We start from the raw sequence: 14,122 nt of genomic DNA, 5'->3' as shown, positions 1-14,122 counted from the left end.
TTTCCTCGCCCGAGAACCCTTAATAGCGCACGCGGCGTCAGTGATGCTGGCTGTTAACATAAAAATCCATCCTTGATCACAATAATCATCATTTATTTTATTTCAACTTAAAATGGAATATTTGTTTCATATATAGTGTTCAGTACATAGTGTTCAGGTCAAGTCACGTATCAACAGCGAGAGGTTAAGGATGGAGACGGTAGCGAATTTTATTCACGGCGAATGTGTCACCGGTTCAGGCCAGCGCGTTCAGGCGATCTTCAACCCGGCCACCGGCGAGCAGATCCGCCAGGTGGTGATGAGTACGGCACAGGAAACGGAGCAGGCGATTGCCGCCGCGCAGCAGGCGTTTCCGGCGTGGGCGCGTCATGCTCCGCTTAAGCGCGCGCGCGTGATGTTCCGCTTCAAGGCGCTGCTGGAAGAGAACATGGATCGCCTGGCCCGCCTCATCAGCGAAGAGCACGGCAAGGTCTTCTCCGACGCGGTGGGCGAGCTGACCCGCGGCCTGGAAGTGGTGGAGTTTGCCTGTGGTATTCCGCATCTGCAAAAGGGCGAACACTCGGCGAACGTCGGGACCGGCGTTGACAGCCACTCGCTGATGCAGCCGCTCGGCGTCTGCGCCGGGATCACGCCGTTTAACTTCCCGGCGATGGTGCCGATGTGGATGTTCCCGATTGCGCTGGCGACCGGGAATACATTCGTGCTGAAACCGTCGGAAAAAGACCCTTCGCTGGCGCTTGCGCTGGCGCAGCTGCTGAAAGAGGCCGGCCTGCCGGACGGCGTCTTCAACGTGGTGCAGGGCGATAAAGAGTCCGTTGACGTACTCCTGACCGACCCGCGCGTGCAGGCGGTGAGCTTTGTCGGCTCCACGCCGATTGCCGAATACATTTACCAGACCGCGTCCGCCCACGGTAAGCGCTGTCAGGCGCTGGGCGGCGCGAAAAACCACTGCATTTTAATGCCGGATGCCGACATGGAGATGGCGACCAACGCCATCATGGGCGCGGCCTACGGCGCGGCGGGCGAGCGCTGCATGGCGCTCTCGGTGGTACTGGCGGTGGGCGATAACACCGCCGATGACCTCTGCGCCCGGCTGGAAAAACAGATTGCCGCGCTGCGCGTCGGGCCGGGGCTGGACCAGACGCCGGAAAACGAAATGGGGCCGCTCATCTCCTCCGCGCACCGCAGCAAGGTGTTGGGCTACATCGACAGCGGAGAAGCGCAGGGGGCGACGCTTCGCGTGGACGGTCGCAGCTTCAGCGTGAAGGGCCACGAGCAGGGCTATTTCGTCGGGCCGACGCTGTTCGATAACGTCACCCCGGAGATGACCATCTATAAAGAAGAGATTTTTGGTCCGGTGCTTTCTGTGGTGCGCGTAGCAGATTACGCCAGCGCGGTGGACCTGATTAACCGCCATGAATATGGTAATGGCTCGGCAATCTTCACCCGCGACGGCGGCTGCGCGCGCCGCTTCTGCGAAGAGGTGCAGGCGGGCATGGTGGGCGTCAACGTCCCGATCCCGGTGCCGATGGCGTTCCACAGCTTCGGCGGCTGGAAGCGTTCCATCTTCGGCGCGCTCAACGTCCACGGCAACGACGGCGTGCGCTTCTACACCCGAATGAAAACCATCACCGCGCGCTGGCCGGAAATGCAGCAGGAGACAGGCGCTGCGTTCTCCATGCCGACGCTGGGCTGACAGGAGATTTTATGCAAACCGAACGTATGACCATGGCCCAGGCGCTGGTCCGGTTCCTGAATCAACAGTACGTCAGCGTGGACGGCAACGAAACTCCCTTCGTGGAGGGCGTCGCCACCATCTTTGGACACGGCAACGTGCTGGGTATCGGCCAGGCGCTGGAACAGGATCCGGGCCATCTGCAGGTGATGCAGGGCTGCAACGAGCAGGGCATTGCCCATATGGCGACGGGGTTCGCCAAACAGCACCGCCGTCAGCGCATCTTTGCCGTCACCTCCTCCGTCGGGCCGGGTGCCGCCAATATGGTTACGGCGGCGGCAACCGCCACGGCGAACCGCATCCCGCTGCTGCTGCTTCCGGGCGATATCTACGCCAGCCGCCAGCCGGACCCGGTGCTGCAGCAGATCGAGCAGTATCACGATCTCAGCATCAGCACCAACGACTGCTTCCGTCCGGTCTCCCGCTACTGGGACCGCATTAACCGCCCGGAGCAACTCATGAGCGCGATGCTCAGCGCGATGCGAACGCTTACTGACCCGGCAGATACCGGTGCGGTGACGATTTGCCTGCCGCAGGACGTGCAGGGGGAAGCGTGGGATTACCCGCTGAGCTTCTTCGCGCGTCGCGTGCACCACATCGAGCGTCGTCCGCCCGATCCGCAGCGTCTGGCGCAGGCGCGGGCGCTGATCGCCCGCAAGCGTCGCCCGCTGGTGGTGTGCGGCGGTGGCGTGCGCTATTCCGGCGCACATGAGGCGTTTCGCGAATTTGTCGAGACGCTGCAGCTGCCGTTTGCCGAAACTCAGGCCGGAAAGGGGGCGCTGGTAAGTGACCACCCGCTTAACCTCGGTGGCGTAGGGGTGACGGGCGGAATGGCGGCCAACCAGCTCGCGCCGCAGGCTGACCTGGTGATTGGCATCGGCACGCGCCTGACCGACTTTACCACCGGCTCCAAGGCGCTCTTTTCCCATCCGGACGTCGAATTTCTGCTGCTGAACGTGGCCGAGTTTGACGCTCTGAAGCTGGACGCTACGGCGCTGATTGCCGACGCTCAAACCGGGCTCGAGGCATTGACCCACGCGCTCGGTGATTACCGCAGCGGCTGGGGAGAGGCGATCGCTGAGGCGAAATCCGCCTGGCGCGACGAGTGCCGCCGCCTGTGGGATCGCCAGTGGCGTCCTGACGACGCGCCCGAAGTGGCGGGGCACCTGGACGCGCAGTTGGCGGAGTACGGCGAGGCGCTCAATACCCGCCTGACCCAGACGCGGGTGCTGGGGCTGATCAACCAGCATGTTGAAGATAACGCCATCGTGGTGGGCGCGGCCGGTTCGCTGCCGGGCGATTTACAGCGCCTCTGGCAGGTCAAAACGCCGGACAGCTATCACCTGGAGTACGGCTACTCCTGCATGGGTTACGAGATTGCGGCAGCCATCGGCGCGAAGCTTGCCCGACCCGAGCTGCCGGTATACGCCATGGTGGGGGATGGCTCCTACATGATGCTGCACTCCGAGCTGCAAACCGCGGTGCAGGAGGGCATTAAGGTCACCGTTCTGCTGTTTGATAACGCCGGCTTCGGCTGCATTAACAACCTGCAGATGGGGCACGGCATGGGCAGCTTTGGCACGGAAAACCGCCACCGCAACCCGGAAACCGGGCGGCTTGACGGGCCGCTGGTGAAGGTCGATTTTGCGCAAAATGCGGAGAGCTACGGCTGCCGCGCGTGGCGGGTGCACGACGAGCAAAGCCTGCTGGCGGCGCTGGAGGCGTCACGCGCCCATCCGGGCCCGACGCTGCTGGACATCAAGGTGCTGCCGAAGACCATGACCCACGACTACGCCTCCTGGTGGCGAACCGGTGATGCGCAGGTGGCGGAATCGTCTGCCGTGCGTGAAGCCGCGGAGCAAACGCAGGCGCAGGTGAAAAAAGCCCGTCAGTATTGAGTTTTCCCGAAGTAACGAAATTTTCATTTCATTTTCCCCTCACCTTAACCCTCTCCCCATTGGGGAGAGGGAATGGTTCGGTGCGCTCTTTTCCCCCTCGCCCCTTTGGGGAGAGGGCCGGGGTGAAGGGCTATCAGCACCTTCTTCCATGTTGTGAGATTGATAACAAAATTTATCTCATTCATCTCAAAAGTGTTAACCCGCACTCAAAAACATAATTTTCACTATTTATAAAAATGAAATAAATGTTTTATTTATAGGGTCGTTAGTTCACAGCATTCACCAACACCGGGAGCCGTTATGTTTAACATTGCTTTACTGGGCGCTGGCCGAATTGGCCAGATACATGCAGCTAACATCGCCAGCCACGGCGCGACCACGCTCTGGTCCGTGGTTGACCCGAATCAGGAATTTGCCACCCGCCTCGCCACGCAGTATCAGGCCCGCCAGCAGAGCTTGGATGAAGCGATGACCGACCCTAACGTTCACGCCGTGCTGATCGCCTCCGCCACCGATACCCACGCGGACCTGATTGAAATGGCCGCCCGCCACGGCAAGGCCATCTTCTGTGAAAAGCCGGTACACCTCGACCTCGCGCGCGTGCGAGACTGCCTGAAGGTGGTCAAAGAGTATGACGTGCCGCTGTTCATTGGCTTTAATCGCCGCTTTGACCCGCAGTTCCGCCGCGTGAAAACCGACGCGCAGGCCGGGTGCATCGGCAAACTGGAATCGTTGCTCATCATCTCCCGCGACCCGTCTCCGCCGCCTGCGGAGTACGTGCGCGTTTCTGGCGGCATGTTCCGCGATATGACCATTCACGACTTTGACATGGCCCGCTTCATCATGGGCGAAGAGCCGGTGTCGGTGTATGCCCAGGGCAGTAACCTGGTGGATCCGGCGATTGGCGAGGCGGGGGACATCGATACCGCGTTTATCGTCCTGAAATACGCTTCCGGCGCGATGGCGACCATCGTCAACAGCCGCCGCTCATCTTACGGCTACGACCAGCGCCTGGAGCTGCACGGCTCCGAAGGGCTGCTGTGCGCGGGCAACATTCTGGAAAACCAGGTGCAGCACTACGGCAAACAGGGCTGCACCAGCGCGCTGCCGGAACACTTCTTCCTGCAGCGCTACAAATCCGCTTACGCCGCGGAATGGGAACACTTTGTCGCGGTCCTGCGCGGCGAAGCGGTGCCTGACTGCAGCGGCGATGATGGTGAACGTGCGCTGTACCTCGCGGATAAAGCGCTGGAGTCACTGCGCAGCCAGCGCGAGATCGTCCTCTAAACACAACTACCCTACACAGAGAGACATAATAATGAAAAAACTGATCGTAGCCGCCCTCATCGCCATGACGTCCGGGGCCGCCCTCGCCGAAAACGAGCAAATTGTTTTCAGTACGCCAAACCTGGCCATGCCGTTTGAAGTTCACATGCAGCGCACGGCGGTGAAAGCCGCAAAAGAGATGGGCGTGAAGCTTCAGGTACTGGACGGGCAGGGCAGCTCGCCGAAGCAGGTTGCTGACCTGGAAAATGCCATCACCCGCGGCGCGCAGGGCTTTATCGTCTCCCCGAACGATGTGAACGCGGTCTCCAGCGCGGTGGATGAAATTCAGGATGCGAAGCTGCCGGTGGTCACCCTTGACCGCTCCGTCGACAGCCAGAAGAAGGTGCCGCACTTTGGCGCCAACAACTACAAGGGCGGCCAGGCGATTGGCGACTTCGTTAAAACCAAATACCCCGACGGGGCGGAGATCATTCTGCTGACCGGCCAGCCGGGCTCCTCCTCCAACATCGAACGCACCAAAGGGATCCGCGACAGCCTGAAGGCGGGCGGGGATAAGTACAAGATTGTCGCCGATCAGACCGGCAACTGGATGCGTTCTGAAGGGATGCGCATCGTGGAAAGCGTGCTGCCCTCGCTGCCGAAACGTCCTCAGGTGATCCTCTCCGCTAACGACGACATGGCGCTGGGGGCGATCGAAGCGCTGCAGAGCCAGGGCGTGAAGCCGGGCGAAATTCTGGTCACAGGCTTTGACGCGGTACCGGAAGCGCTGGCCCGCGTGCGCGACGGCTGGCTGGCGGTGACGGCGGACCAGCGTCCGGGCTTTGCGGTGCAGACGGCGATGAGCCAGCTGGTGGCCAACGTGCGCGAGAAGAAAGCCATCACCGGGGCCGACTACCCGCCGACGCTGATCACTAAAGAGAACCTGCAGCAGGCTGAGCGTATCGGTGAGGCCGGTAACTGATTTATCCGCAGCCGCCGCTGGCGCGGCGGCTCACTCTAAAGGAGGAGCAGACCGATGTCGCAACCCTTACTGAAAGTGACCGACCTGGCAAAAAGCTTTTCCGGCGTCTGGGCGTTAAGCAGCGCCCAGCTGACCGTCGGCGCGGGCGAGATCCACGCCCTGCTGGGGGAAAACGGGGCGGGTAAATCCACGCTGCTGAAGGCGCTCGCGGGGGCGCAGCCGCAAACCCGCGGGGATATCTGGTTCAACGGCGAAACGCTGCCGGTGGACGACTCCCCGGTGGAGCGCCAGAACAAGGGCATTATCACCATCTATCAGGAATTTAATCTGCTGCCCAACATGACCGTCGCGGAAAACATGTTTCTCGGGCGCGAGCCGCGTAAACGCAACCTGATCGTCGACGAAAAGGCGGTAAATCAGGAAGCGCAGGTCATTCTCGACTATCTGCAGCTGAACGTTGCGCCGACCACGCCGGTCGCCCGTCTGAGCGTTGCCCAGCAGCAGATGGTGGAGATCGCCCGGGCGCTGACCCTCAACGCCAGGCTAATCATTATGGACGAACCGTCCGCCGCGCTGAGCGATAGCGAGGTGGAAAGCCTGCATCGCGTGGTGCGGGAGCTTAAAAACCGCGGCGTAAGCATTATTTATGTTACCCACCGTCTGCACGAAGTTTTCCAGCTCTGCGATCGCTTCACCGTTTTCCAGGACGGCCGCTTCACCGGCACCGGCGCGGTGGCGGAGACCAACGTCGAACAGCTGATCCGCCTGATGGTCGGTCGCGACGTGGCCTTTAACCGCCGTCCCGCCAGCGAAACGCATCATGAGGATAAACCCGTCCGCCTGGCGGTGAAGGGGCTGAGCCGCGAAAAGCCGCCGCTGGATCCGCACGGCATAGCCCTGCATGACATCAGCTTCCACGTTCACGCCGGGGAGGTCTTAGGCATTGCCGGACTGGTGGGCGCCGGGCGCACCGAAGTGGCCCGCTGCCTGTTTGGCGCGGACGCGTTTACCTCGGGCAGCTTTGAACTGGACGGCGTGCCGTACCAGCCGCGCGACCCGCTTTATGCGCTCGATCAGGGCGTGGCGCTGGTGCCGGAAGACCGCAAAAAAGAGGGGGCGGTGCTGGGGCTGTCGATTCGCGACAACCTGTCGCTCTCCTGCCTCTCTTCGCTGCTGCAGTGGCGCTGGTTCGTGAACACCCGCAAAGAGGACGATCTGATCGAGTCCTACCGCAAGGCGCTGCAGATCAAAATGGTCAACAGCGCGCAGGAGGTGCGCAAGCTCTCCGGCGGTAACCAGCAAAAGGTGATCCTCGCGCGCTGCATGGCGCTCAACCCGCGGGTGCTGATCGTAGATGAGCCGACGCGCGGCATTGACGTGGGGACCAAATCAGAAGTGCACCAGGTGCTGTTTGACATGGCGAAAAAGGGCGTGGCGGTGATCGTGATCTCCTCCGATCTGCCTGAAGTGATGGCGGTGTCAGACCGGATCATCACCCTGAGCGAAGGGCGAGTGACCGGCGAGATCCACGGTGACGACGCTAACGAAGAACGGCTGATGACGATGATGGCCATCAACCACAACGCCCTGAACGCGGCATAACGGAGTTTCTCATGACGCAGATGATTTCTAAAACGCAGGCCCCGGTCAAACGCGCCGGACGCATCGATCCCATCGCCTTCTTCGAGCGCTTCGGGGTGCTGATTTTCATGATCCTGCTGCTGATCTTCTTCCAGTCGCAGAACAGCAATTTTTTCTCTGAACGCAATATTTTCAACATCCTGACCGAAGTCTCCATCTACGGGATCATGGCCGTGGGGATGACCTTTGTCATCCTGACCGCCGGGATCGACCTTTCCGTCGGCTCCATTCTGGCGGTCTGCGCCATGACCGCGGCGTACGTGATTAAGGGCGACAACTTCACCACCGTCGACCCGAACGCCTGGGGCGGCATGAGCTGGCTGATTGGTCTGGGGATTTGTCTGGCGATGGGCACGGCGATTGGATTCCTGCACGGTCTGGGCGTAACACGCCTGCGCCTGCCGCCGTTCATCGTGACCCTCGGCGGGATGACCATCTGGCGCGGCCTGACGCTGGTGATCAACGACGGCGCGCCGATTGCCGGTTTCGATCAGGGCTACCGCTGGTGGGGGCGCGGGGAGCTGCTCGGCATCTCCATTCCGATCTGGATCTTCGCCATCGTCGCCCTCGGCGGCTATCTGGCGCTGCATAAAACCCGCTGGGGCCGCTTCGTCTACGCCATCGGCGGTAACCCGGAGGCGGCGCGCCTGGCGGGGGTGAACGTCAAGCGCGTGCTGGTCAGCGTCTATGTGCTGATCGGCTGTCTGGCGGGACTGGCGGGCTTCATCCTGAGCGCGCGTCTGGGGAGCGCCGAGGCGGTGGCCGGGATCTCCTTTGAGCTGCGCGTCATCGCCTCGGTGGTGATCGGCGGTACCTCGCTGATGGGCGGCTACGGGCGCATCGGCGGCACCATTATCGGCTCCATCATCATGGGGATTCTGATTAACGGCCTGGTGCTGATGAACGTCTCGGCCTACTACCAGCAGATTATCACCGGATTAATTATCGTTCTGGCGGTGGCGTTTGATACCTACGCCAAGAGCCGTCGCGGCGCACTGTGAGGATCACGATGAAAGAGGTTCGTATTGGATTAATTGGCACCGGGTATATCGGCAAGGCGCACGCTATCGCCTATGCCCAGGCCCCAACGGTGTTCAACCTGCGCGGCAGGCTGGTGCGCGAGATGGTGGCGGAAGTCACGCCGGAGCTGGCGGCAGAGCGCGCGCAGGCGTTTGGCTTCAACCGCTCCACGGGCGACTGGCGGGCGCTGGTGGCCGACCCGGCTATTGATGTGGTGGATATTTGCTCACCCAACCATCTGCATAAAGAGATGGCGCTGGAGGCGATCCGCCACGGCAAGCACGTCTACTCGGAGAAGCCGCTGGCGCTGAACGCCCACGACGCGCGGGAGATGGTTGACGCCGCGAAGCGGGCCGGGGTGAAAACGCTGGTGGGGTTCAACTACATGAAGAACCCGACGGCGCAGCTGGCGAAGGAGATTATCGCCCGCGGCGAGATAGGCGAGGTGATCCACTTCTACGGCACCCACAACGAAGACTATATGGCCGACCCGTTGTCGCCTATTCACTGGCACTGCTTTAAAGAGACCGCCGGGCTGGGGGCGCTGGGCGACCTTGCGGCGCATATCGTCAACATGGCTCAGTACCTGGTGGGGGATATCGAGCAGGTCTGCGGCGATCTGAAGATCGTGGTCCCGGCGCGCCCGGCGAAGGCCGGATCGTCGGAGATGATTGCCGTCGAAAACGAGGATCAGGCCCACGCGATGGTGCGCTTCGCGGGCGGGGCGCAGGGCGTGATTGAAACCTCCCGCGTCGCCTGCGGCCGCAAGATGGGGCTGTCGTACGTCATCACCGGGACGAAAGGCGCCATCAGCTTCACCCAGGAGCGCATGGCGGAGCTGAAGCTCTATCGGCATGACGATCCGGTGAACCGTCAGGGATTCCGGACCTTACTCGTCGGCCCGGCGCACCCGGACTACGCCGCGTTCTGCATGGGCGCAGGACACGGGATTGGCTTTAACGATCAAAAAACGGTGGAGGTGCGCGATCTGGTGGACGGGATTGCCGCCGACGCGCCGATGTGGCCGGACTTCGAAGAGGGCTGGAAGGTATCGCGCGTGCTGGATGCAATCGCGCTCTCGCACCGGGAAGGCCGCTGGCTGAACGTGAACGACATTGTCTGATGAGGTATCAACGTGGAAAAGCAGTTTGATGTGATATGCATGGGCCGCGTGGCGGTAGACCTCTACAGTCAGCAGATTGGTGCCCGTCTGGAGGATGTATCGAGCTTCGCCAAATACCTCGGCGGCTCGTCCGGCAACGTGGCGTACGGCACCGCGCGCCAGGGCCTGCGCTCGTCGATGCTGGCACGCGTCGGCGATGAACATATGGGCCGCTTCCTGCGGGAAGAGCTCAACCAGGTGGGCTGCGATACCAGCCATCTGATTACCGATAAACAACGCCTAACGGCGCTGGTGCTACTCGGCATTAAAGACCGGGACACCTTTCCACTGATTTTTTATCGCGATAACTGCGCGGATATGGCCATTACGGCCAGCGATGTGGACGAAAGCTACATTGCCTCCGCACGGTGTCTTGCCATCACCGGGACTCACCTTTCTCATCCTCAGACCCGTGAGGCGGTGCTGACGGCGCTGGGCTATGCCCGCCGTCACGGCGTGCGCACGGTGCTGGACATCGACTACCGTCCGGTGCTGTGGGGGCTGACCGCCTTAGGCGACGGGGAAACGCGCTTTATCGCCGCCGATAAGGTCACCCGCGAGTTGCAGGAGGTGCTTCACCTCTTCGACGTTATTGTCGGCACCGAAGAGGAGTTTCACATTGCGGGCGGCAGCACGGATACCCTGCAGGCGCTGGAGCAGGTGCGCGCCGTCAGTGAAGCAGCGCTGGTCTGCAAACGCGGCGCGCTCGGCTGCTCGGTCTACACCGACGCCATTCCGTCCCGGCTGGACGACGGCCTGACGGTGACCGGCGTGCGCGTGGAGGTGCTGAACGTCCTCGGCGCGGGGGACGCGTTTATGTCCGGCCTGCTGCGCGGCTATCTGAACGACGAGGGCTGGGAGCAGGCGTGCCGCTACGCCAACGCCTGCGGCGCGCTGGTGGTCTCGCGCCACGGCTGCGCCCCGGCGATGCCGAGCAAAATCGAGCTGGATGACTATCTTTCGCGCGCTGCAGATGTGCCGCGCCCGGATCTCGACCCGCGTCTTAACCATCTCCACCGGGTGACCACCCGACGCCGCGAGTGGCCGGAGCTGTGCGTGATGGCCTTCGACCACCGCAGCCAGCTTGAGGATATGGCGATGCAGTGCGGCGCGTCGCTTAAGCGCATTCCGGCGCTGAAGCAGCTGATCCTGCAGGCCAGCCGCGAGGCGGCGAGCCGCGCCGGGCTGGAGGGCAAAGCCGGTCTGCTGTGCGACGGCACCTTTGGTCAGGACGCGCTGAACGCCATTACCGGCGAAGGGTGGTGGATTGGCCGCCCCATTGAGCTGCCGGGCTCGCGTCCGCTGGAGATGGAGCATGGCAACATCGGCACCCAGCTCATCAGCTGGCCGCAGGAGCACGTGGTGAAATGCCTGGTCTTTTTCCATCCGGAAGACGCCCACGGCCTGCGCCTGGAGCAGGAGCAGAAAATTGCCGAGGTGTACCACGCCTGCTGCCGGTCCGGGCACGAGCTGCTGCTGGAGGTGATCCTGCCCGCGACCATGCCGCGCAGCGACGAGCTCTACCTGCGCGCTATCTCCCGCTTCTACAACCTCGGCATTTACCCGGACTGGTGGAAGCTGCCGCCGCTCTCCGCCGACGGCTGGACGGCGCTGAGCGAGATTATCGAACGCCGGGATCCGCACTGCCGCGGGGTAGTGATTCTCGGCCTGGACGCCCCGGCGGAACAGCTGCGCGCTGACTTTAAAGCCGCAGCGGGTCAGACGCTGGTGAAAGGCTTCGCCGTAGGGCGCACGCTGTTTGGCGATGCCTCCCGCGCGTGGCTGAAACACGATATTGACGATGCGCAGCTGGTGGCGCGCATCAGGGACAACTACCTGCAGCTTATCGCCTGGTGGCGCGAGCGCGGACACGCATAATGGAGACGACAATGAGTGTACAACTGGGCATTAACCCGCTGACGTGGACGAACGACGATCTGCCTTCTCTGGGCGCAGAGACGTCGCTGGAGACCTGCCTGAGCGAAGGTAAAGAGGCCGGTTTCGCCGGCTTCGAGCTGGGCAATAAGTTCCCGCGCGAAGCGCGCCTGCTCGGCCCCATCCTTCAGCGCCATGACCTGCAGCTGGTCTCCGGATGGTACTCCGGCCGCCTGCTGGATCGCAGCGTGGAGGAGGAGATCGCCGCCGTGCAGTCCCACCTGACGCTGCTGCGCGAGCTGGGGGCGAAGGTGCTGGTCTTTGCGGAAGTGAGCGGCTGCATTCACGGCGAGCAGCAGACGCCGGTGCATCTGCGCCCGCGCTTCCCGCAGTCACGCTGGAAGGAGTACGGCGAGAAGCTTACCGAATTTGCCCGCTACACCCAGCAGCAGGGCGTGCAGATTGCCTACCATCACCATATGGGCACGGTGATTGAGTCCGCCGACGACGTGGACAACCTGATGACCCACACCGGCGACGCGGTGGGGCTACTGCTCGATACCGGCCATCTGACCTTTGCCGGGGCCGATCCGCTGGCGGTGGCGCAGCGCTGGGCGTCGCGCATCAACCACGTTCACTGCAAAGACGTGCGTGCCGACGTGCTGGCGGACGTGAAAAACCGTAAAACCAGCTTCCTTGATGCGGTACTGAGCGGCGTGTTTACGGTGCCGGGCGACGGCTGCGTGGATTATCCGCCGATTATGCAGCTGCTGAAGGCGCAGGACTATCACGGCTGGCTGGTGGTCGAGGCGGAGCAGGATCCGGCCATTGCCCATCCGCTTACCTACGCCCGTCTGGGGTACAACAACCTGAGCCGCCTGGCGCGCGACGCCGGGCTTATCTGAGGAGGCGACATGTCACGTTTGCTATCACGCTGGCAACAGCCGAACGCGGAGGGACGCACCCAGTCCGTCACGCCGGAAAGCGCAGGGTGGGGGTACGTCGGCTTTGAGGCGTATGAGCTGCAGGAGGGGCAGACGCTGACGCTGCCCGCCGTCAGCGAAGAGCGCTGTCTGGTGCTGGTCGCCGGACGCGCCTCCATCAGCACGCCCTCCGCGCAGTTTACCGACATTGGCGGGCGAATGAGCCTGTTCGAGCGCATCAAGCCGTGGGCGGTGTACGTCACCCCGCAGGAGACGGTGCAGGTGAAGGCGCTGACGAAGCTTGAGCTGGCGGTCTGCGCCGCGCCTGGCAAGGGCACGTATCCGACGCGGCTGATTGCGCCGCAGGATATCGACGGTGAAGCGCGCGGCAAAGGTCACAACCAGCGCTATGTGCACAACATTTTGCCGGAAGACAGGCCCGCCGATAGCCTGCTGGTGGTGGAGGTCTGGACTAACGAGGGCTGCACCAGCTCGTACCCGAGCCACAAGCATGACACGGATAACCCGCCGCAGGAAACCTATCTGGAGGAGACCTACTACCATCGCCTCAACCCGGAGCAGGGGTTCTGCATGCAGCGCGTCTACACCGACGACAGAACGCTGGATGAGTGTATGGCGGTCTATAACCGTGACGTGGTGATGGTGCCGAAGGGCTACCACCCGGTGGCGACGATGGCCGGGTATGACAGCTACTACCTCAACGTGATGGCCGGGCCGGTGCGCAAATGGATGTTCACCTGGGAGGAGGACCACGCGTGGATTAATCGCGATTATCCCGGGGATAGCGGGCACTGAGGCTATTATTTGCCGGGTGGCGCTGCGCTTACCCGGCCTACAATTTACAAAATATTATTTTGCTTCAATCGCCTGCTCAATCGTCCGGGCAACGATCTGCGGCTGGCTCACCATCGATACGTGGCTTGCCGCCACCTCGGTGGTTTTCGCGTGGATCGTCTTCGCCATCGCCCGTTCAAGATCGGGGTTGATCATTCGGTCATTCTTGCTGACCACATACCAGCTCGGTTTGTCATGCCACGCCGCGTGGACGACTTTTTCACCAAACGCCTCTGCCTTAATTGGCCCCTGCGTGGCTGCAATCGTATCTTGAATGGCTGGCTTCACGTCAGGCGCGAAATCCTTCCTGACGGCTTCCGTCGGCAGGTATAAATAGCCGTCCGCCGTTTTGGCAATGCCCGCGCTACCCGGCGGTGCAGGGTAGCTTCCTGCCAGGTCCGCCGTCGACTGGCCGGAATCCGGGGCGAACGCCGCCACGTACACCAGCGATTTTACCCGCGCATCGTTTCCCGCCTCGCTAATCACGGTGCCGCCCCAGGAGTGGCCCACCAGCACCACGTCACCCTGCGCACGGGCGATGGCCCGCTTTGTGGCGGCAACGTCATCGTTGAGCGACGTGAGCGGGAGCTGGACGGCAATGACCTCGGCGTGCTGCTTCTGCAACAGGGCAATCACCTTATTCCAGCTGCTGCCGTCGGCAAACGCGCCGTGAACCAGCACGACGCTGGTTTTACCCTGTGCAAAGGCGCTGGCGGAAAGCGCCAGCAGGCCTGCCGTTAGTACAGTCAGTGCTTTCATCTTGAG

The 14,122-nt window shown here is 62.3% G+C and carries 11 protein-coding genes; 10 read left to right on the top strand and 1 reads right to left on the bottom strand.

Going from position 1 to position 14,122, the window contains the following annotated elements; all coding sequences use genetic code 11:
• Positions 1-190 precede the first annotated feature (190 nt).
• The 10 genes from FOY93_RS16420 (at position 191) to iolB (ending at position 13,318) form a co-directional block, all read left to right on the top strand.
• Positions 191-1,696, top strand: a complete 1,506-nt coding sequence (locus FOY93_RS16420) for a CoA-acylating methylmalonate-semialdehyde dehydrogenase (RefSeq protein WP_143345394.1) — start codon at positions 191-193, stop codon at positions 1,694-1,696.
• 11 nt (positions 1,697-1,707) lie between these two features.
• Positions 1,708-3,633, top strand: coding sequence for a 3D-(3,5/4)-trihydroxycyclohexane-1,2-dione acylhydrolase (decyclizing) (gene iolD, locus FOY93_RS16415; protein ID WP_143345393.1), 1,926 nt, complete (start codon positions 1,708-1,710; stop codon positions 3,631-3,633).
• 300 nt (positions 3,634-3,933) lie between these two features.
• Complete coding sequence (gene iolG, locus FOY93_RS16410; protein WP_143345392.1) at positions 3,934-4,920, top strand: inositol 2-dehydrogenase; 987 nt, start codon at positions 3,934-3,936, stop codon at positions 4,918-4,920.
• Between the two features lie 31 nt (positions 4,921-4,951).
• Complete coding sequence (locus tag FOY93_RS16405; protein ID WP_133294906.1) at positions 4,952-5,881, top strand: sugar ABC transporter substrate-binding protein; 930 nt, start codon at positions 4,952-4,954, stop codon at positions 5,879-5,881.
• Between the two features lie 54 nt (positions 5,882-5,935).
• On the top strand, positions 5,936-7,483 hold the full coding sequence (locus FOY93_RS16400) for a sugar ABC transporter ATP-binding protein (protein ID WP_025912800.1): 1,548 nt from the start codon (positions 5,936-5,938) through the stop codon (positions 7,481-7,483).
• Between the two features lie 11 nt (positions 7,484-7,494).
• Complete coding sequence (locus FOY93_RS16395; RefSeq protein WP_008502116.1) at positions 7,495-8,523, top strand: ABC transporter permease; 1,029 nt, start codon at positions 7,495-7,497, stop codon at positions 8,521-8,523.
• Between the two features lie 8 nt (positions 8,524-8,531).
• On the top strand, positions 8,532-9,665 hold the full coding sequence (locus FOY93_RS16390) for a Gfo/Idh/MocA family protein (protein WP_133294905.1): 1,134 nt from the start codon (positions 8,532-8,534) through the stop codon (positions 9,663-9,665).
• A gap of 12 nt (positions 9,666-9,677) precedes the next feature.
• A complete protein-coding gene (locus FOY93_RS16385; protein WP_133294904.1) occupies positions 9,678-11,582 on the top strand; it encodes a bifunctional 5-dehydro-2-deoxygluconokinase/5-dehydro-2-deoxyphosphogluconate aldolase in 1,905 nt (634 codons plus the stop codon).
• Positions 11,583-11,593: 11 nt separating this feature from the next.
• Entirely contained in the window at positions 11,594-12,484 is an 891-nt protein-coding gene (gene iolE / locus FOY93_RS16380; RefSeq protein ID WP_133294903.1) for a myo-inosose-2 dehydratase, read from the top strand.
• Positions 12,485-12,493: 9 nt separating this feature from the next.
• On the top strand, positions 12,494-13,318 hold the full coding sequence (iolB, locus tag FOY93_RS16375; protein ID WP_143345391.1) for a 5-deoxy-glucuronate isomerase: 825 nt from the start codon (positions 12,494-12,496) through the stop codon (positions 13,316-13,318).
• 54 nt (positions 13,319-13,372) lie between these two features.
• Here the strand turns inward: iolB and FOY93_RS16370 are convergent, their stop codons facing one another.
• Complete coding sequence (locus tag FOY93_RS16370; protein WP_133294901.1) at positions 13,373-14,116, bottom strand: alpha/beta fold hydrolase; 744 nt, start codon at positions 14,114-14,116, stop codon at positions 13,373-13,375.
• Positions 14,117-14,122 lie beyond the last annotated feature (6 nt).

Source organism: Enterobacter sp. 18A13 (assembly GCF_007035975.1).
Lineage (GTDB): Bacteria > Pseudomonadota > Gammaproteobacteria > Enterobacterales > Enterobacteriaceae > Enterobacter > Enterobacter vonholyi.
This window is presented reverse-complemented; position numbering and strand designations above follow the sequence as displayed.

Excerpts from the sequence above, each read along its gene's own strand:
- FOY93_RS16400 (WP_025912800.1), top strand. The coding sequence starts at position 5,936 with ATGTCGCAACCCTTACTGAAAGTGACCGACCTGGCAAAAAGCTTTTCC.
- iolB (WP_143345391.1), top strand. The coding sequence starts at position 12,494 with ATGTCACGTTTGCTATCACGCTGGCAACAGCCGAACGCGGAGGGACGC.
- iolG (WP_143345392.1), top strand. The coding sequence starts at position 3,934 with ATGTTTAACATTGCTTTACTGGGCGCTGGCCGAATTGGCCAGATACAT.
- iolD (WP_143345393.1), top strand. The coding sequence starts at position 1,708 with ATGCAAACCGAACGTATGACCATGGCCCAGGCGCTGGTCCGGTTCCTG.
- FOY93_RS16405 (WP_133294906.1), top strand. The coding sequence starts at position 4,952 with ATGAAAAAACTGATCGTAGCCGCCCTCATCGCCATGACGTCCGGGGCC.
- iolE (WP_133294903.1), top strand. The coding sequence starts at position 11,594 with ATGAGTGTACAACTGGGCATTAACCCGCTGACGTGGACGAACGACGAT.
- FOY93_RS16420 (WP_143345394.1), top strand. The coding sequence starts at position 191 with ATGGAGACGGTAGCGAATTTTATTCACGGCGAATGTGTCACCGGTTCA.
- FOY93_RS16395 (WP_008502116.1), top strand. The coding sequence starts at position 7,495 with ATGACGCAGATGATTTCTAAAACGCAGGCCCCGGTCAAACGCGCCGGA.
- FOY93_RS16370 (WP_133294901.1), bottom strand. The coding sequence starts at position 14,116 with ATGAAAGCACTGACTGTACTAACGGCAGGCCTGCTGGCGCTTTCCGCC.
- FOY93_RS16390 (WP_133294905.1), top strand. The coding sequence starts at position 8,532 with ATGAAAGAGGTTCGTATTGGATTAATTGGCACCGGGTATATCGGCAAG.